Source organism: Vitiosangium sp. GDMCC 1.1324 (genome assembly GCF_003044305.1).
GTDB lineage: Bacteria > Myxococcota > Myxococcia > Myxococcales > Myxococcaceae > Archangium.
This window is the reverse complement of record NZ_PZOX01000002.1, coordinates 455,540-474,303: the sequence shown is the minus strand read 5'-3', so window position 1 is coordinate 474,303 and position 18,764 is coordinate 455,540. Positions and strand designations below refer to the sequence as shown.

The following is an 18,764-nucleotide window of genomic DNA, read 5'->3' as shown; positions in this document are numbered from 1 at the left end:
CAACCGGGAGGCTCGCGGAGGCGGTGGATTCAGGCGTCACCGGGCAGGGGGCCGGTGAGGTAGCGCTGCAGGACGGGGGCATAGCAGCCCACGAGCAGCTCGGTGTCGGCACTGGCGAGGGGCTCGATCTGCAGGACGAAGCGGGCCATCGCCAGACCGATGAGCTGGGAGCCGATGAGCGCGGCACGCAACCGCGGCTGGGACACTCCGAGCTCGGTGGTGACGCGGCCGGACACGGCCTTGTTGATGTACTCCCGTAGCATCCGGACGGCGGCCTCGTGCCCGGTAGCCGAGCGCAGCAGCGCCACCATGGGATTGACCGGGTGGATGCTCTTCTCCCAGGAGGCGAGCACCGTGCGCAGGAGTCGCTCCCCGAGGCGGGTGCTTCCCTCCGCGATCAATTGCGGGATGAGCTCCGTGGGGACGATCGCCAGCTCCATCGCCGAGGAGAAGAGCCGCTCCTTCGACTCGAAGTAGTGCAGGACCAGCGCTGGATCCACCCCCGCGTCGGCGGCGATGCCCCGGATGGTGGCGTTGTTGTACCCGTGCTCGGTGAACTGCGCGCGTGCCGCGGCCAGGATGGCCTCGCGGTTGGGGGGGGAACCCGCTGGACGGCCCTTGCGCCCACCCTGGGTCTTGGCGACCCGTTTGACCCGGTTGCTGCGTAACGCCATTGGACCTTGCTCTCTCCGCGTTTTCAACGGCTGTTGACTTCCTATTACATCGCTTTTAGTAAGCGACGCACCTGGATATCAACGCCTGTTGAACCGGGAGAATTGCCGGGGGGAGACCCACTCCGTGCCGCGCTCGGCACCTGCGTGTGCGAGCCGCGGACTGTGAGCAGAAGAGGTACCCACCGTGAGTGCTTCACGAAGAGGAATGCTGTCCCGGCTGGCTGGACTCCCCGCGGTCCTGCTCCTGGTGTTGCTGGCTCCCCTGGCGCACGCGCAACCCGCGCCGGAGGAGGCGCCCCCCTCCGAGTCGAGCTCCGAGTCGAAGCAGGCGCCGGACCACGAGGGAAGCGGTGGCCCCGGTGGACTCATCCCGGAGACGTCGGACAGCAGGACCCGGCCGGGGCTCTTCCTGGGCGATGAGTACCGCTATGGCAGGATGGTGCTCCCCCTGCGGGTGCTCGCCGACATCGTCGCGATTCCAGCGGGAATGGCGCGCTGGGAGGCTCCCGACTGGGCGGCCTTCTCCCTGGTGACGCTCATGACGGGCGCGCTGATGTTTCCGCTCGACCATCCGCTCGATGCGACCATCCAGGATGCCATCCACCGCAAGCTCGGGCCGGATCATTTCAAGGTCTGGACGCCGGTGGGCGACGTGCTCGTGAACGGGGCCATCTATGGCACGGTGGCCGGCATCCTCGCCTGGGGGTTGGTGCAGGACCAACCGCGGGCCGTGCAGTTCGCGGCGCTGGTGGTCGAGGCCTTCGCGGTGACCCAGGCCTATCACCTCACCTTCAAGCTGCTGCTGGGCCGCGAGGGGCCGAATGATGGTGATGGGCTCGGCCGCATCCTCGGGCCCTCCGAGTCCTTCAATCTCTTCCCGGCCGGTACGCCCTCGGGCCACACGGCCAGCCTCTACGCGATACTCGGTGTGGCGACGGCGTACGTGGACAGCCTGCCGCTGGCGGTGGCGTTGCACGCCTTCGGGCTCCTCTTCGCGGCCACCATCGTCATGGATGACTACCACTTCCTCTCGGATGTCGTCTGGGGCGGGGCCATGGGGTACGCCATCGGCCAGTGGGTGGTGCACCACCGCGCCTCCCGAGGGGCGCCCGCGAAGGTCGGCCCGCTGCTGATGGTGTCGGTGTCGCCCATGGTGACACCGGGTGGCGCGGGGGTGGCGGCCGGCTTCCGCTTTTGAGCGCGGCTCCTCCGCTCATCCGGGCCTCGACGTGTCCCCGTGCCTTCTTCCGGGGATGAACACCCAGGAGCACACCGCGCCCACCCCGCACAGCGCGGCGGAGAGCCACAGCGCGCGGTGCACGCCCACGAGGAAGTCCATCCCGGGGTGGGTCGCGAGCCCACTCGCCACGGGCAGCAGCGCCACGGCGAGCAATCCGGCGATGCGCGCGACGGCGTTGTTGAACCCCGAGGCGATACCCGCCTGGTTGCCGGGGACGCTGTCGAGCACGGTGGCGGTGAGCGGCCCGACGGTGAGCACGAGCCCGAGCCCCAGCCCCACGGCACCCGGGAGCACGGAGCCCACGTAACTCCCACCGCGTTCGATGCGGGTGAACAGGAGGAGTCCCACCGCGCAGACGAGCGGCCCGAGCGTCATGGGAAGGCGTGCGCCCATCCGCTGCATGAGTCCGCCCATGGACGGGGAGAGCAGGAGCATCAGCGCCGTGATGGGGAGCAGGGCGGCACCGGCCTCCAGGGGCGAGTAGCCCACCTCCTGCTGGAGCGCGAGCACGATGAAGAAGGTGGCACCACCGAGCGCGAAGTACACAGCGAGGGTGGTGATGTTGGCGCCGGCGAAGGCGCGGGAGCGGAAGATGGAGAGGGGGAGCATGGGATGGCGGCCGCGGGCCTGGAGGAGGACGAAGAGCCCGAGCGAGAGGACTCCTCCGACACCCGCGGAGAGGGACAGGGGGGACCAGCCATGGACGGGGCCTTCGATGAGGGCGAAGACGATGCCCGCGAGCCCCAGCGTGGCGCTCAGAGCGCCGCCGTAGTCCAGCTCGCGGGCGGAGCGAGCGGGTGCGATGGCGGGGACGAAGCGGCGGCCGGCCCAGGCGGAGAGCACGGCGAGCGGCAGGTTGAGGAAGAAGACGGCGCGCCACGACCAGAGCCCGATGAGCCACCCTCCGAGGAGGGGTCCCACGGCGGTGCTGACACCGGAGAGACCGGCCCAGGCGGTGACGGCGCGGTCCCGGTCCTTTTCGGAGAAGGACGTGCGCAGGAGGGCGAGGCTGGTGGGGACGAGCAGTGCGGCACCGAGCCCCTGGGCGGCGCGGGCGGCGGCGAGAAAGCCCACGCTCGGCGCGAGCCCGCACAGCATGGAGGTCGCGGCGAAGGCGCCGAGTCCGGTGAGGAAGATGCGCCGCTGGCCGAACGCGTCCCCGAGCGCACCCCCGGTGAGGACGAGGGCGCCCAGGGTGAGGAGGTAGGCATCCACGGTCCACTGCAGGCCGGACAGCCCGGCGCCGAGCTCCTCGTCCAGCACATGGAGCGCGACGTTGACGGCGGTGGAGTCGAGGAACGCCATGCTGCTGCCGAGCACGCTCGCGAGGAGCACTCCCCGGCCACGGCCACTCGAGTAGTCGACGGTCTCCAGAGCATGGGCCATGCGTGCAACCCTGTCTGGTCCCCTGCGCGGTGGCCATGCTCGTGAATGCTGGAAGTTGGCGGGTGCACAGCGGTGGCGTCTAATCGCCCCATGCATGTGTTCTCTCGCTACCTGCTGGCGTTCCTCGCGATGGCCCTGCTCGCCCTCGGGTGTGCCCACCGCCCGAGCACTCCAGCACCCCAGAAGGAAGTGGTCTCGGAGAAGCCCATTCCCGCGGAGCTCCAGTCCGAGGTGGAGCGGGCGGCGAAGCTCGGCGACGTCCTCTACGAAGTGGATGATGCCTCGGCGGTGGCCACCGACGTGCTCATCGAGGCGGGCGTCATTCCGCTCGATGAGCGCGTGCGCGGTTGGGTCACCCTGCGAGAGGGGGACGGCTTCCGGGTAGAGTTCCTCGGCGAGCTCCCCGAGGGACCTCGCGTGCTCCACGTGGTGCACCTCGGCAAGGACGTGAGGAAGCAGCAGCGGTTGGAGTCCCTGGAGCCTCCACGTCCGCCCGACGCGACGAGCCAGGCCATGTTCCTGGCGCGCCAGACGGCGCTGCGCTCGAGCTTTCGCGCGTGCTCGAACCGGTACAACCCGGTGGTGCTGCCCGGCGAGCTCCTGGGGAAGCAGGGCTGGGTCGTGTACCTCCTGGCTGCGACCGTGGATGCCGCGGAGCGGGTGATTGGTGGACATCATCGCCTGCTCCTCGCGGAGGACGGAACCCAGGTGCGCGAGAGCTTCGCGCTCTCCCAGTCGTGCATGACGGCGCGGGATGAAGGTGGGGGCAACAGACGCGTGGCGGGCATCTTCGTCAACCACCTCGCCACGCCGGCGCCCACGGAGGCACACGTCTTCGTGAGCCAGCTCTATCAGTTGCCCCTCGTCATCAGGACGACGCGGGGGCTGTGGCGGGTGGAGGGCTCTCACATCACCTATCTCGGCGATCCGGAGGCTTCGGGCCCTTGAGCGGGGTGCTCATCCGCGAGGTGGCGGCGTAGAGTCGGCGCCATGAACCGTGCCCCGCTCCGCTTCTTCTTCGACTACATCTCGCCGTACGCGTATCTCGCGTGGACGCAACTCCCGGCGCTGGCCGAGCGTCATGGCCGCTCCGTGGAGCTCGTGCCGGTGCTCTTCGCGGGTGTGCTCAATGCGCTCGGGACGACGGGGCCCGCGGAGGTCCGGCAGAAGCGGTTCTACATCTACAAGCACACGCTGCGGATCGCCCACGAGCTCGGGGTGCCCTTCGTCATGCCCGCGGCGCACCCCTTCAACCCGTTGCTCGCGCTCCGGGTGACGGCCGCGGTGCAGGACGCGGAGGCCCGGCGCCGGCTCGTCACCGCGCTCTACTCGGCGGTGTGGGCCGGGGGCGGTGGTTTGGTGGAGCCGGAGCGCGTGGGCGCGGTCGTGACCTCGGTGGGGCTCGATGCGCAAGCGGTGCTCGCGGCCGCGCAGACGCCCGCCGTGAAGGACCAGGTGCGTCGCAACACGGAGGAGTTGCTCGCGCTGGATGGCTTCGGTGTCCCCACGATTGTGGCCGATGGGGAGCTCTTCTTCGGCGTCGACTCGCTGAGCCACCTGGAGCGCTTCCTGCGCGGGGAGGATCCTCTCTCCCGCGAGGAAATGGAGCGCCTCAAGAACCTGCCGGTCGCCGCATCGCGGATTTGATGACCCTCACTTCGGCCCTCTTCCCGGGGTGAGGGAGAGGGTCACGGCGTGCCGCTGATGTCCGGCGCGGTGTAGGTGGCCTTCGGGTCCACCTCCACTGCATAGGGGCTCGACCAGTTGTCCGCGAAGAAACGCTCGAGCTGGCGCGCGAAGGCCTCGCCCTCCACGATGACGCCCACGTTGCGGGTCTGCGTGAAGTAGTCGCGCTCCCAGTTGCTCGTGCCGACCCACGCCTGCTCGCCGTCCACCACCATGTACTTCGCGTGCACCACGCGCGCGAACGGGACGAACCCGCCCGACCACTGCGGAATGGTGACCAGCTTCACCGTCAGCCCCGGCGGCGCATGCAGTGCCTGCAGGCCCTCGATGGTGCCCTTGCGCTTGCTCCAGTCCGCCACCAGCAGCTCCACCTTCACCCCGCGCGCTGCGGCCCGCTTCAGCGCCTCCTCCAGCTCGGGGAAGGTGCTGCCGTCCCGTCCCTTCGCCTTGTACGTGAGCACCTGCACCCGCACCGAGCGCTTCGCCCCGTCGATGAGCTTCACCAACCGGGGCAGGTCCCACGTGGCCGGGTCCGGCAGGTAGCCCTGGGGGCTCAGCGCCGGCGTCACGCGCACCGAGCCTCCCGAGACGTGCGCCGGGAACGGGCCGCCCACCGTCGTCGTCGCGGCCTGGGCCTTGCCTCCACCCGCCAGCTCCCAGTCCAGCGCGAAGACATCTACCAGCGAGCGCACCACCTCGGGCACCCGGATGCGCAGCCCGAGCTCCTGGATGTGCTCCAGCGAGCGCCAGTCGAAGTTCTGGCTGCCCAGGTACGCCTCGCGCCCGTCCACCACGAAGTACTTCGCGTGCAGAACCCCGCCCATCGACTTCGCCGTGTCCAGCCGGCGCATCTCGATGCCCGGCCGCTTCGCCAGCCGCTCCAGCGTCTCCGGGTACGTCTTGTAGAACTTCTCCTCCGCGAGCACCCGCACCTTCACGCCCCGGTCCGCCGCCGCCTCGATGGCCTGCACCACCGGCTCCAGCCGGCTGCCCGGCGCGTTGCTCAGGTAGAACTCGGCGATGTCCAGCGTCCGCGTGGCGGCGTGGATCATCTCCGGCCACACGTCCTTGGCATCTGGAACATCCGCGTGGTCCAGCGTCGTCTCCACCGGGCTGCTCTCCACGAGCACCAGGTCAGGGGCGGAAGCGGACTCGGAGGCGGAGGCACGCACCGCCGGGGCGGGCGCGGCGCACGCGAGGGACAGCACGAGGGGGAGGAGGAAGACGGGGCGTCGGAGGGACATGCGCACCGTATACAAAAGCCAAGGGCCCCCCGCGATTGCTCGCGGAGGGCCCCGGGTTCAACCGTGTCTGGCTTTGGCGCGGGTTAGAAGACGTACCTCGCGCCGAGCTGGATGCGCCACCGCGAGAGGGTGGGGCTGTACACCGTGTTCGTCACCGCGGTGGGCTCGGTGAAGGCGTAGATCGGACGGTTGTTGTCCTTGTCGTAACCCACCGCGCGCAGGAACTGCGAGGAGTGGGTCTCGAACTGCGCCGCCTGCTCGAAGAGGCCCCACTTGGGGTTGACCAGGTTCAGGACGTTGAAGATGTCCGCCTGGATCTCCAGCCTCTGCCCCTTGGCGATCTCGGGCGAGTTCCAGCCGAGCCGCAGGTTGAGGAAGTTCTGCCACGGGTTGCGGCACTCGCCGCGCTGGACGAGGCGGCCCTTGGCCTGCCGCAGGCAGTCCTGGCTGTCGATGAACTTGTTCAGGGCCTCGTACTGCGAGGGGTCCTGGAGGGAGATCTGGCTGGCGTTCGCCGGGATGAACGCCAGGTCGTTGCCGCTGATGCCGTCCGCGTTGACGTCACCGTTGACGACCCAGGTGTAGGGCAGGCCCGACTGGCCCGTGTAGATGACGCCCGCGTTGAAGCCGTAGGGCAGCGTCCCGATGGCGGTGAGGGTGATGCGGTGGGTGCGGTCGAACGCCGACGGCCGGAGGTACCGGTCCTGGATGTCACCGTCGATGGGCGAGAACTGGAAGTTGGAGAGGGCCTGCGAGCTCGTGAGCGAGATGCGGTCCCGAGCGTCGGTGTAGCTGTAGGCCACGCTGACATCCACGATGTCCTGGATCTCCTTCCGCAGCTGGAGGGTCGCGTTGAGGACCCGCCCGCCGTTCTTGTTGAACACCTTGACGGCCTGGGTGAGGTTGGTCGGATCGACGCGGGTCGGCGTGGAGGTGAGCCGGGGCGCGCTCGCCGTGCCACCCGTCGCGAGGTTGCCGTACACCATGCGGCCCTCGCCGTTCTGGCCCTGAGCCACCAGGTTCTCGTCGGTGGTGTACCAGCCGTTGACGTCCGCCGTGTAGAGCACGTCGGCGGTGGCGACGATTCCGAGGGGCAGGCGCCGGTCCGCACCGAGCGCCACGCGGAAGTTCTGCGGGTACTTGGTCTTCGGGTCGAAGTAGTCGATCTCACCCTGGTTGGTGGGCGCGGTGGGCGTCTGGGTCCCTCCGGCGCAGTCATAGGGCTGGGCGTTGGGGTCGACGGTGAAGGCCGGCACCTGCTTGCTCCCCGACGTCCGGGAGCAGGTCAACTCGACCTGGGACAGGCCGTTGACGCCGTACGCATTGGCCACCCACACGTAGGGCGGCCGGCCCGAGAAGATGCCGAGTCCGCCGCGGACGATGGTGTTGGCCGTGTTGTCCACGTCCCAGTTGAAGCCCAACCGGGGCGACCAGAGGATGTTGCCGCTCGGCACCTGGCTCGTGTCGATGGGGAGCGCGGCGTTGTTCACGAGGGAGGGATTGGTGTTGGCCTTGGACAGGAACGGCACGTCGAGCCGGATACCGGGAGTGAGCGTCAGGCCCCGGAACACCATCCAGTTGTCCTGCAGGTAGAAGCCCGGCTGCACCACGGTGAACGCGGCCGTGCCCGCCTCCTGCTTATCACTGACTCCGAAGCGGCGCTGGAAGGCGCTGGCATTTCCGGCCTCGAAGTCGTCCAGGCTGTCGAAGGTCCAGACGCCGGTGGCCGCCTGCAGGAAGGCGTTGCGGAGCTTGAAGAACTCGGTGCTCGTTCCGGCGGTGAGCTGGTGGCTACCGAGCGCCAGGGTCAAGCTGTCCTGGAGCTGGTAGATGTCCTGGTCCAGCTCGTTGAGCTGGGAGAAGCGCTCGGCGCCCGCGGCCAACCACGAGTCGGCCGCGCCGAGCTTGCCGGCCTTGACCAGGATGAGCGGGAGCTTCGAGGCAGGATCTCGCGCGTCGCGGATGATGGAGAAGCCCGCCAGGAACTCGTTGGAGAGCCGGCCCTCGAGGAAGGTCGAGGTGAGCTTGGCCCGGGCGGTATGGGTGGTGGTGGTCTGGGCGAAGCCGGCGTTCGACAGCTGGTAGCCGTCGCGCATGCGGCCCGTCACGGCCGGAGAGGTCGGCGCGCGGGTCAGCGAGTCCTGCAGGGCACCCACGAAGTTGTACGACAGCTCCAGGTAGCTGTTCGGGATGACGCCCGTGCTGACCTTGGCGAAGATGTTCCGGTCCGGGTTGCGCAGGTTCGTGCCCAGGGCGCTTCCCGCGTTGGTGACGCCGTACTTGTCGGCGAGGATGCGGGTGAAGCGATCGGCCTCCGACTGGGTGAAGCCCGCGCGGGTCGCGTCGGCTTCCGCGTCCACGCCGCCGATCTGGAACTGGTTGCCGAATGCCGACGTGCGCTCCTGGAGGTCGGTGGCGATGAAGAAGTGCGCCTTGTCCTTCACGATGGGGCCGCCCAGGCTGCCGCCAAACTGCCAGATGCTGTAGCCGAGGAAGGTCGGGTCGCTCTGGAACCCGGCGAGGCTCTTGTTCTGCCCGTAGCCGAAGAGCGAGCCGTGGAACTCGTTGGTGCCGCTCTTGGTGACGGCGTTCACCATGCCGCCCGCGAAGTTGCCGTAGCGCACGTCGAACGGGGACACCTGCACCACGAAGGTCTGGATGGCCTCCATGGAGATGGGCTTGGCGTTGGCCTGGCCGCCCGGCGTGCCGGAGCTCGCCAGACCGAAGAGGTCATTATAGGCCGCGCCGTCGATCTGGATGTTGTTGAAGCGGTTGTTCTGGCCGGCCATCGCGTTGCCGCTCACCTGCGGAGTGGTCGCGATGAGGTCGGTGAAATTGCGTCCCTGGAGCGGCAGGCGGGCCATCTCCGTGGAGTCCATGGTCGTCGAGGGGCCGGTGCGGCCCTGATCCTGGAGCTCATCGGCCTTCTGGGCCTGGACCACCATCTCCTCCTGGAACTCCTCGAAGGGCTGCAACTGCAGGTTGATGGTGAGGCGCTGGCCCAGCACCAGCCGCATGTCCGTGCGGGTGTGCCCGTAGTAGCCATCGATGGCGGCCGTGAGGATATAGGGTCCTCCCGGGGGGATGTTGTCGAGGAGGTAGGCTCCCGACGAGCCAGTCACCGCCGTGAAGGAGGTTCCGGTGGCTGCATTGCGCAGTTGGACCACCACGCCGGGGAGCGGTTTATTCTCCTGGCCGGTGATGGTTCCGGTCACCGCCGAACCCGTGACTCCTTGCGCCAGCGCCCCGGATGCGAGCACGGTCGTAAGGAAGAGGACGATTAGCCTGAGGTGGGATGGACGAAGAGGAGTCATGAAACCTCGCAAGGCCTGGATGGGGAGCAGGAACCCGTCGGCGGCGATGCAGACCGGCGGATTTGCAGCGGAGCCGTCATGGTCGGTTGCAACTCCTGGGGGCGTCCACTTCTGCTGCGTTCGCGTGCACGAGAACCTCCCTGGGGAGAGTAAGGGTTGGGCTCGCGACACGACGGACGTTGCCTAGCGAACGGCGGCCACTGCCGGAACGCCGATGTATCAACAGTTGAGAGCATTTTCCAACCGGGGGGGTCATTTTCACGTTGAGTTCACACAGGTGACCCGTCCGGCAGTGTGGACAGCCAGTTCCTCCGGGGTGTGGGGCGGTGCTAGCGTCCCTTGAGGGGGCGGCTGGACTGCTTGTCGAGGTGTTCGAGGCCCATCTTGGCCTCGCGGCACTCGGGCAGCAGCTGGAGGGCGCGCTCGAAGCTCTCGCGGGCGCGATCATAGAATCGCGTGCTGAGGTACTGGTGGCCGCGGCTCACCAACTCCATGGCCTGGTGGCGGGGCGTGGGGGCCACCCGGGCTGCCTTGGCGAACAGGTCGAGCGCCTTGGCGTAGTCCGCGGACTCCATGGCCAGCATGCCGAGTTTGTAGAGCTGGAGCGCCATGGCATTGGGCAGGGGACCTCCGCGCGAGGCGGGGGCGGCGGCCGGCTTCGGCTCGGCGATGTGCGGCATCGGCGAGGAAGGCGTGCGGGGTGCGGCGGGGGCGATGGCCTGGCCGGGGCGCGGGGGCGGCGAGGCGGTGGGGACGGCGTGCGTGGGAGTCACGGCGGGTCCCGGACGCGCGACGGGTACACCCTGGACGGGGGTCAGCGCAGGCCCAGGACGCGCGACGGGCACACCCTGAATGGGAGTCAGCGCGGGCCCCGGACGCGCGATGGGTGCGCCATGGACGGGAGTCAGTGCGGGCCCCGGGCGTGACGGCGCCGGAGCACTGGGGGCCTCGGGCGGCGGCGTCACCGGGGCAAGAGGGGTCCAGGGGACTGGTGTGGAGGCCGGCTTCGCGCGGGCCATCCGGTCGCTCCACTCGCGCCGCTTGTCGGGCGCGGAGAGCACCTCGAAGGCCTTCTTGGCGAGCAGGAAGAGCTCCAGGGACTGGGCCTTCTCCTCCGGGGACTTCATCCGGAGCCGGTCCGGGTGGGTCTGCGCGGCGATGCGCAGGAAGGCCTTGCGGATGGCGGGCAGGTCCTCCGTGCCCAGCAAGCCGAGCACCTCGAAGGGATTCTTGTCGTGGAAGGGGGAGGGGTCCTGGGACATGGGAGCACCCTCCGCTCAAGGAGAGGAGGCGGTGGGGGGGCGCAGCGTGGCCTCGGCCTTGCGGCCGGTGGCGGGCTCCCGTGCGGTGACGTGGAGGATGCCGTCCGCGTCGATGGTGAAGTCCACGGCCACCCGCACGGACCCGGCCGCCGCGGCGGGCAGTCCGGCCAGTTGGAGCTCTCCGAGGTAGCGGTTGCCGTCCACGGTGGGAGCCTCGCCCTGATAGACCTCGATGTCCACGTGAGTTTGCTGGTCGAAGGTGGTGGCGAAGACCTTCGTCTCCCGCGCGGGGATGGTGGTGTTGCGAGGGATGAGCACGCTGAAGCGGCCGCCCTCGGTGCGGATGCCCAGGCTGCGCGAGAGCACGTCCAGCAGCAGCACCTTGGGCATTTCGGGCGAGGTGCCGGTGACGATGTCCGCCTCGAGCGCGGCGCCCATGGCCACGGCCTCGTCGGGATTGACGGAGCGCTCGCCGGGGTGGCCCAGGTACTGCTCCGCGCGGGTGCGCACCGCGGGCATGCGCGTCATGCCGCCCACGAGGATGACGCGGTGGATGTCCTTCACCGTGAGGCCCGCGTCCTGGAGCGCCTGCTCGCAGGGGGCACGCAGCCGCTCCAGCTCCCGGGCCACCAGGTTCTCCAGGAGCGTGCGCGAGAAGGAGGGGATGGACAGGTGCAGGGGCCCCTGGGGGGTGGCGGCGAGGTAGGCCAGGTCGATGGACGTCTGGTCCAGCTCGGAGAGGGTGCGCTTGGTGGACTCGGCGGAGTCCTTGAGGCGCCAGAGAGCCTCGGGGTTGCCGGTCAGGTCCACCCCGGTCTGCTTGAGGAAGATGCGGCGCAGGGCCTCCACCACGAGCTCGTCGAAGTTGTCGCCGCCCAGGAAGTTGTCGCCGCAGGTGGAGAGCACCTGCACCACCTCGTCCTCCACGTGGAGCAGGGAGATGTCGAAGGTGCCGCCGCCCAGGTCGAACACGGCGATGTTTTCCGGGCGCGACTCGTCGAAGCGACTGGCGAGCATGGCGGCGGTGGGCTCGTTGATGAGCCGGTGCACGGTGAGCCCGGCGCGCTGGCCCGCGGCCTTCGTCTCCTGGCGCTGCACCTCGTCGAAGTAGGCGGGCACGGTGATGACGGCGCCTTCCACGGGCTGGCCGAGCTGGGCCTCGGCGCTCTCCTTGAGGCAGCGCAGCACGTGGCTGGACACCTCGGCCGGGCTCATCACCTGGCCGTGCACGCGCACCGCGGCGTTGCCCGCGGGGTCGGACACCACCTCGTAGGGCAGCAGCTTCATGAGCTTCTGCACCGCGGGGTCCGAGAAGCGCCGGCCGATGAGCCGCTTCACGCCGAAGATGGTTTCGCGCGGGTGGAGCACGGCCTGGCGGTGCGCGGTGCTGCCCACCGTTACCTTGCCCGAGGCATCGAAGCCGACGACGGAGGGTGTGGTGCGCTCGCCCTCGCGGTTGGGAAGGACGCGGGCCTGGCCGGTGGATGGATCGACGACGGCCATGCAGCTGTTCGTCGTGCCGAGGTCGATTCCGAGAACGATTCCCATACACCCCCTCCCCCTGGCGTGCCTCAGGCCGCCGCCAGGAGCCCTACCTCGGTGAAGAGCAGCGCCACACGGCGCAGCGCTACTTCATCCTCCGGACGCTTGAGTTCCGCAAGGGCGCCGGACAGGGTATTTCCCGGCTTGTTGAGCAGGGAGGCCGTGCGCAGCTCGGAGGCGGAGAGCGCCAGGTCGCTGGCGGCCACGGGGGCGTCCAGGTTGCGGAAGAGCGGCTTGTGGCGCAGGGCCTCCTGTTCGCGCACCAGCCGCTCCAGCGGGTAGTGGGCGCGCAGGCCCTCGTTGAGCAGGGCCAGTCCGCCGAGCCGCTCCTCGGAGCCGTCGGTGATGGGGGCCTCGCGCTCGAAGAAGGCATAGCGGCCCGCCGTCCAGCCCAGGAGGCTGAGCGCCACGGTGCGCCGGTGCTCGTGCGTCCACTCGGCCAGCTCCGCCGGTGAGAGGACCCGTGCCGCGAGCAGCGCGTCCAGCAGCCGGCCGGAGAAGGGGGGCGTGTGCTCCACGGCCCGCTGCCACTGCTCCTGCGACAGCTTGCCCGTGTTGAGGAGGAAGGGCCCGAAGCGGTCCGCGGCCAGGCTCGAGCGCACCGCGATGATCTGCCCCGCCTTGAGGAAGAGCTCCTTGTGGGTGCGGTTGTGCTCGAAGTGGAGCCGGCCGGTGGCCCTGGCCAGCATGAGCCGCGCCATGATGCGCAGGGGAGGCACCTGCGTCAGGTTGCCGGCGAAGCGCGGAGGGGAGGCCTTCGCGCGCCGGGCCTCGAGGCGCTCCCGGGCCGAGGCCGCCGCGGCGCTGAAGCGGGGGAAGGCCGAGGGGGCCAGGAAGGGCCCACCGGACTGGGACACCTGGGCCTCGGGCGACAGCTTCCCGGAAGCGAAGAGGAGCTGCACGTCGGCCTCGCCCAGCCGCATGAGGTAGAGGCCACCGCCCGGCTCGCGCACCGTATAGGTGGCGGCGGTCGTGGCCTGGGCGGGGGGCGGCTCCTGGGCCAGCATCCCCTCGGGGATGGGAGGCTGCACGGGAGGTGCGCGCACCTCAGGCTCGTAGTAGGCGGCCATCAACGCGGCCAGGTCGCGCTGGGATACGCGCAGGCCGGCGGACAGCAGGAACTCGTCCAGGGCGTCGAGCACGTCGGCGGCCGTCTGGAAGCGCTCGTCCGGGTTGGCGAGGATGCACCGGTTGACCACCGTGCACAGCGCCTCGGGCACGAAGGGGGCGGCGTCCTGCAGCCGCAGCGGCCGGGCCTTCAGCGACACCGTCTGCTTGAGGATGTCCATCATCGTGCCGGCCTTGAAGGCGTGCCTGCGGGCCAGCATCTCGTAGAGGGTGATGCCGAGCGCGAAGATGTCACCGCGCCCGTCCGCCTTCTTCCGGGTGAGCTGCTCGGGAGGGATGTAGCCTGGCTTGCCGCGCACGTTGTTGGAGCTGTCGGCATTGCCCACCAGCGCCACGCCGAAGTCCAGCAGCTTCACCTCTCCCTCGAAGGAGATGATGATGTTGGTGGGGTTGACGTCGCGGTGCACCAGGTGGAGCGGCTCGCCCGCCGCCGAGCGGGCCCGGTGCGCGTAGTCCAGCCCCTTGAGCACCTCCATGGCGATGTAGCAGGCGATGTGGACGGGGAGCCCCTGTCCCTTCGTCCCCACGCGCCGCATCAGGTCATGCAGGTCGCGGCCATGGATGAACTCCATGGCGATGAAGTACTCGCCGTGGTGCTCTCCGAAGTCGAAGATCTGCGCGATGTTCATGTGCTGGAGGAGCGCTGACAGCCGCGCCTCCTCGATGAACATCTGCACCGCCGACTCTTGCTGGGTGGCCTCCGGCAGGACGCGCTTGATGACCATCGGCTTGGCGAAGCCGCCGGCACCCAGCGCGATGCCCCGGAAGATATCCGCCATGCCGCCGCGGCCCAGGTGGCTGAGCAGCACATAACGGCCGAAGCGGGCCGGCAGGGTAGGGAGCTCGGACGGCGCGCTCATTTCTTACCGGCTCCCCTGGGTGGATTCTCCTCGATGAGCACCTCGTTGAACATGTCCTCGCTGATGACGAGGGTGCCGGGGCGCTCGGGGGGAGGCCGGGGCGGGACGGCGATCGGAGCGGGCGTCAGGGCCGGGCCCTTGGGCGCGACGCGCGCGCTCGCCCGGGGCATGGGGGCCTTGGCGGCCGAGGGGGACACCACGGGCACGGGCGGCACGGTGGGGATGGGCGGTGGCAGTGAGGGCCGCGGCGACTCCAACTCGTCGAGGGGGCCGAGCATGATTTCCATGCTGGGCACCTTGCGCTCGGGGATTCCGAGCGGAGGGGTCACCGGAGACGGGCCGACCGGGGCCTCGGACGGGCCCAGCGTCTCCAGCAGGCTGTTGGCCAGTTGCATGGTGCTGCTGCCGAACATGATGTCCGGTGGCTTCTCGGTGGGCCGGGCGGGTTTCGGCGGGGCCACCGGGGATGCGAGCGGAGCGACGCTGACGGGAGGCGGAATGGGCTTGGGCGAGGTGGGCGAGGACGGGGTGGAGGCGGCCGGGTCCCCCGAGAGCAGGACGATCATCCTGCGCAGGTCCTCGATGGTCTGCTCCTTGGCCGTGAGCGTCTGCTCCCGGGTGGTGAGGTTCTTCTCCAGCTCGGCCACGCGGTGGGCGAGCCGATCCCTCTCGGCGCGCAGCCGGGGCATGGCCTCGGCCTCGGCGCGCAGCCGCTGTAGCTCCTCCTGCAGTGCGGCCGAGGGGCCCGTGTCCTTCTCCTGGCTGCCCTGGGCGCGCACCTGCTCGCGCAGTGTGTTGAGCTCCTGGAGCCACATCCGCTTCTCCTCGCGGGTGATGGCCTCCTGCTCGCGCAGCTCCTCGTCGCGACGCGTGAGCCCGCTCTGGAACTGCTCGCCCAATCCACCGATCGCGGAGCCGAGCTCGCGGAGCCCGCGGCTGGCGCGCTCCAGACGTTTGACGTGCTGGCTCTGCTCCTCGATGCGCTCGAGCAGCCGGGGCAGTACGGTGGGCGGGGTCTCGCGGGCGGCCTTGCGCAGCTCGTCGCGCTGCGCCTCCATGCGGCTGAGCTCCTGGCTCGCCTGGCGCAGCAGGGGGAGCACCAGCTCGGCGATGCCCTCGGCCTGACGCCCCAGCTCGATGCAGCCCTGCCGCGCCGCCTGGAGGTCCGCCGAGGAGCCCGCCGGCGGCTCCATGCTGGTTGCGTTCCTCATCGCGCTTCCTCCACTCCCTCCTCGATGCGTGCCGTCGTCACAACCACGCGCGTTGGCCATGATACCCCACCGGCCCCTTGCCGGGCTTCATGGGGTTACAAGCCTGGCCGTCAGAACACCAGCCTACTGGATTGCTGTCATTTCCCCTGCAAATGGGACGTGGGCACACCAGGCGGGCGTGCCGCGGCTGTCCCGGTCCGCGAGCCCTGGGGGAGGTCGGGCCGCAGCGACAGCGGGGGGAAGGGCTCGAAGTTTTCCAGCGCGAGCTGTCCGAGGCTCACGCTCGCCTCGGGCAGCCGCTCGATGTCCTCGGCGTACCAGGGCGTCTCGACACTGACGGGGGCCGCCGCGGGGGCTGGCGCGGCGGCGGGGGGAGCGGGCTCGGCCTCCAGGCCGATCGCCCCCGTGTCGATATCCGATTGGGAGAGTTCCACCGTGAACGTCTGGAGGGGCTGGGCCTCCGCGCGCCGGGGACCGGAGACCTCCACCACGGGACGGCGGCGGGGACGTGCGCCTCCTTCGGCAGCCGGGGGCGCGGGCGTGTCGGGAGTCTTCTGGGGCTCCACCGGACGCGCGCTCACCTGGAGGGCGGCACCACAACCCGCGCAGCGGATGACCTGGGTCCCCGGGCCCACGAGCGGCACCTCCGTCCCACATCGTGGGCACTGGGGGCGGGGCGTCATGGCGGATGAGGGAGCCTCTGCGGTCATGCGCTCGTCGAGCTTCGAGGAACGCCGCCGTGGCATCCACGCGTGCTGGGCTCGGCGTTACACCATCGATGCATCATTTCGCAAGCAGAACTCCTGGTCAATGCGCCCAGGGGCCAGGGTGTGTTCCACGAGTGGTGTCCAGGCGAGGGGACACCCATACCCGAAGTAGAAAGGAATAACGTTTGGACCAGGGCGCGAGGAGGTGGAGACTTCCGGCATTCGCCTGCTTCGTCCGTCTCGACGCCGAGGTGCCCCCCCCATGTCGTACTCGCAGCTGCTGGCTCAAATCCCCATGTTCGAGCACCTCGCGAGCGAGGACCTGGAAAACCTGTCGGGGTTGCTGCAGCAGCGGCGTTACAACAAGGGAGAGGTCATCTTCCACCAGGGAGATGTGGGCACGGCGCTCTTCATCGTCCGCAAGGGAGAGGTGGCCATCCGCCTGAGCTCGTCGGAGGGCAAGGAGGTCATCCTGGGGCTGCTGGGCCGGGGGGAATCCTTCGGGGAACTGGCGCTGCTGGATGGGGAGCCCCGCTCGACGGACGCGGTGGCGCGCGAGGAGACGCACCTGCTGAGCCTCCACCAGGAGGACTTCCGGCGCTTCCTGAGCGAGCGCCCGCAGGTGGCCATGGGACTGCTGGCGGTGCTCAGCCGCATGGTAAGGCGCGTCACCCAGTTGGTGCATGATTCGGCCTTCCTGGATGCGCGGGCGCGGCTGGCGCGGGTGTTGCTGTACCTGGCCAAGAAGCTGGGCCAGCCCGTCCCCGGGGGCGGAGTCGTCATCCCCAAACAGCTCACCCAGGCGGAGCTGGCCAACCTGTGCGGGATGACGCGCGAGAGTGTCAACAAGTGGCTGCGCGACTACGCCCGCGCGGGAGTGCTCACGTACGAGAACGGGCAGATCACCATCCTGGACCTCGAGCGACTGCGCCGCGACGTGGACTAGGCAGGGAAGGAAAACAGGGGTGGAGGCCGCGCCCCCCGGCGCGGCCCCCTGGCCCGCTGGGACCTGGGACGAAGAAGAAGGCACCCCCCAGCGCCAACTCCGGAACCCGTGTGGAGCGCCACGCCCCCCGGCGCGGCCCTCACGTGCCTTTCCGAGGCGGAGCGGGGCGGAGTCCCCCCGGCGAGGCTTTCGGTCATCCCCCCTCAGGACATGACCTTCGGCAACCTCGCCCTGACATCACTCCGCTCGCACCTCGGATGCGGCGTTCGGGTTCAACGGGAATCAAGTCCCTGTTCCCAAGAAGAGTGATACCCCTCCAGGGCCCTCCGGGGCTGTGAATCGACTCACCCAGGGGGTGTGAAGCCGTTCACAGACACGGGTGGGGATTTCGTGCGTGGGGCGGGGGACGGCGGCGCGCGGTTCGAATCCGGGCGGCTCGTCCGGCGGGCGGTATGGATACACCAGGAGCGGGGGTGCTTTCCACTCTCGGCGGGCTGGATGGCTGCCCGGGTCTCGGGAGGATTCCCGTGTTGGGTTGCTGAGCCCGGATTCCAGAGATGAGGATCGGGAACCTGCCGTGCGGGAGCTCGAGAGCCCGTCACCCCTGGGGCTGTCCGCTCGCGTAGGGGGAGAGCACTCCGTACAGGGTGGCCAGCACCGGCGTGGGCACTCCCGCGGCCCGGCCCCGGCGCATCACCGAGCCCAGCAGGGCCTCCACCTCCAGGCGCTTGCCCTGCTCCAGGTCCACCAGCAGCGAGGCTCGTGTCTGGGGCGGCAGTCCGTGAAGCTCCCGCTCGAGTGACTCCGGAGTGCGCTTGACGGTCACACCCTCGGCGGCGGCGACCCGGATGACCTCGGAGGCCGCCTCTTTATAGGTGTCGAGCGAGGGCGCACACGTTCGCAACACGCCAATGGGCAGGCGGGTGGCCCCGGTCAGCCCGGCGAAAGGGGCCAGGAAGACGAGCTTGTCCCAGAGCGGAACGCGGGCATCCGCCACCGCGTCCGTGTTGATGCCGGCCCCGGCGAGCGCGTCGCGCAGGGTGGCCACGCGCGGGGAGACTCGCGTGGTGTCCCCGAAGAACTCGCCGAGCGTGATGCGCTGGTGCGTCCCGGTCTGCGTGAGGACTCCGGGCTCGGTGATGGCCGCGGAGATGTAGGCCGAGCCACCGAGCACCGCCTCCCGGCCCACGGCGGAGGCCACCTCGTCGGGGCTGTCCACGCCGTTCTGCAGGGTGAGCACCACCGCCGTGGCTCCGCCCAGGGCCGGTGTGCCGGGCGCCGCCACCAGCGTCTTCACCACGGGCAGGGCCCCGGCGATGTCGTACGTCTTCACCGCCAGCAGCACCACGTCCACTGGGCCCACCCGGGCCGCGTCCGACTCCGCTCGGACCGGGACTCGCGCGTCTCCGGCCGCACCGCGCACCTCCAGCCCCTTCTGGCGCAGCGCCTCCAGGTGCGCGCCCCTCGCGAGGAAGGTGACCTCGTGGCCCGCCTGCACCAGCTTCGCGCCGAAGTAGCCCCCCACGGCCCCGGCACCCACGATGGCGAATCTCATGGGGCCGGA

Annotated in this window: 14 protein-coding genes; 4 read left to right on the top strand and 10 right to left on the bottom strand. The window is 69.8% G+C overall.

The window, feature by feature from the left end; translation table 11 throughout:
- Nucleotides 1-29: 29 nt before the first annotated feature.
- Nucleotides 30-674, bottom strand: a complete 645-nt coding sequence (locus tag DAT35_RS06415) for a TetR family transcriptional regulator (RefSeq protein ID WP_108066001.1) — start codon at nucleotides 672-674, stop codon at nucleotides 30-32.
- 184 nt (nucleotides 675-858) lie between these two features.
- Between DAT35_RS06415 and DAT35_RS06410 the strand changes: the two genes are divergently transcribed.
- Nucleotides 859-1,872 (top strand): phosphatase PAP2 family protein, encoded by a 1,014-nt coding sequence (locus tag DAT35_RS06410; protein WP_146209593.1) that lies wholly within the window; start codon nucleotides 859-861, stop codon nucleotides 1,870-1,872.
- A 15-nt stretch (nucleotides 1,873-1,887) separates the two neighbouring features.
- On the opposite strand, the gene DAT35_RS06405 is transcribed toward DAT35_RS06410, so the two are convergent.
- Nucleotides 1,888-3,300 (bottom strand): DHA2 family efflux MFS transporter permease subunit, encoded by a 1,413-nt coding sequence (locus tag DAT35_RS06405; protein ID WP_108065999.1) that lies wholly within the window; start codon nucleotides 3,298-3,300, stop codon nucleotides 1,888-1,890.
- A gap of 90 nt (nucleotides 3,301-3,390) precedes the next feature.
- On the opposite strand from DAT35_RS06405, the gene DAT35_RS06400 reads away from it, so the two are divergent.
- Complete coding sequence (locus DAT35_RS06400; RefSeq protein ID WP_108065998.1) at nucleotides 3,391-4,248, top strand: hypothetical protein; 858 nt, start codon at nucleotides 3,391-3,393, stop codon at nucleotides 4,246-4,248.
- 42 nt (nucleotides 4,249-4,290) lie between these two features.
- On the top strand, nucleotides 4,291-4,947 hold the full coding sequence (locus DAT35_RS06395; RefSeq protein ID WP_108065997.1) for a 2-hydroxychromene-2-carboxylate isomerase: 657 nt from the start codon (nucleotides 4,291-4,293) through the stop codon (nucleotides 4,945-4,947).
- Between the two features lie 41 nt (nucleotides 4,948-4,988).
- Here the strand turns inward: DAT35_RS06395 and DAT35_RS06390 are convergent, their stop codons facing one another.
- From DAT35_RS06390 to DAT35_RS06360, 7 genes are all read right to left on the bottom strand, one after another.
- Nucleotides 4,989-6,230 carry a phosphatidylserine/phosphatidylglycerophosphate/cardiolipin synthase family protein gene (locus DAT35_RS06390; protein ID WP_146209592.1) on the bottom strand — a complete coding sequence of 414 codons (1,242 nt, stop codon included), beginning with the start codon at nucleotides 6,228-6,230 and terminating at the stop codon, nucleotides 4,989-4,991.
- A gap of 83 nt (nucleotides 6,231-6,313) precedes the next feature.
- Nucleotides 6,314-9,445 carry a TonB-dependent receptor gene (locus DAT35_RS06385; protein ID WP_158501575.1) on the bottom strand — a complete coding sequence of 1,044 codons (3,132 nt, stop codon included), beginning with the start codon at nucleotides 9,443-9,445 and terminating at the stop codon, nucleotides 6,314-6,316.
- A 428-nt stretch (nucleotides 9,446-9,873) separates the two neighbouring features.
- Nucleotides 9,874-10,806, bottom strand: a complete 933-nt coding sequence (locus tag DAT35_RS06380; RefSeq protein ID WP_108065994.1) for a DnaJ domain-containing protein — start codon at nucleotides 10,804-10,806, stop codon at nucleotides 9,874-9,876.
- A 15-nt stretch (nucleotides 10,807-10,821) separates the two neighbouring features.
- Nucleotides 10,822-12,354, bottom strand: coding sequence for an Hsp70 family protein (locus DAT35_RS06375; protein WP_108065993.1), 1,533 nt, complete (start codon nucleotides 12,352-12,354; stop codon nucleotides 10,822-10,824).
- A gap of 23 nt (nucleotides 12,355-12,377) precedes the next feature.
- Nucleotides 12,378-14,336 (bottom strand): serine/threonine-protein kinase, encoded by a 1,959-nt coding sequence (locus DAT35_RS06370; protein WP_108065992.1) that lies wholly within the window; start codon nucleotides 14,334-14,336, stop codon nucleotides 12,378-12,380.
- Nucleotides 14,333-15,547: a hypothetical protein gene (locus DAT35_RS06365; protein ID WP_108065991.1), complete on the bottom strand. Its 1,215-nt coding sequence runs from the start codon at nucleotides 15,545-15,547 to the stop codon at nucleotides 14,333-14,335. Before DAT35_RS06365 ends, DAT35_RS06370 begins: the two co-directional genes overlap by 4 nt.
- A 137-nt stretch (nucleotides 15,548-15,684) precedes the next feature.
- Complete coding sequence (locus DAT35_RS06360) at nucleotides 15,685-16,182, bottom strand: hypothetical protein (RefSeq protein ID WP_108065990.1); 498 nt, start codon at nucleotides 16,180-16,182, stop codon at nucleotides 15,685-15,687.
- A gap of 334 nt (nucleotides 16,183-16,516) precedes the next feature.
- Here DAT35_RS06360 and DAT35_RS06355 point away from each other — a divergent pair, with 334 nt between their 5' ends.
- On the top strand, nucleotides 16,517-17,200 hold the full coding sequence (locus DAT35_RS06355; protein ID WP_108065989.1) for a Crp/Fnr family transcriptional regulator: 684 nt from the start codon (nucleotides 16,517-16,519) through the stop codon (nucleotides 17,198-17,200).
- A gap of 598 nt (nucleotides 17,201-17,798) precedes the next feature.
- On the opposite strand, the gene DAT35_RS06350 is transcribed toward DAT35_RS06355, so the two are convergent.
- Nucleotides 17,799-18,755: a ketopantoate reductase family protein gene (locus tag DAT35_RS06350; protein ID WP_108065988.1), complete on the bottom strand. Its 957-nt coding sequence runs from the start codon at nucleotides 18,753-18,755 to the stop codon at nucleotides 17,799-17,801.
- Nucleotides 18,756-18,764 lie beyond the last annotated feature (9 nt).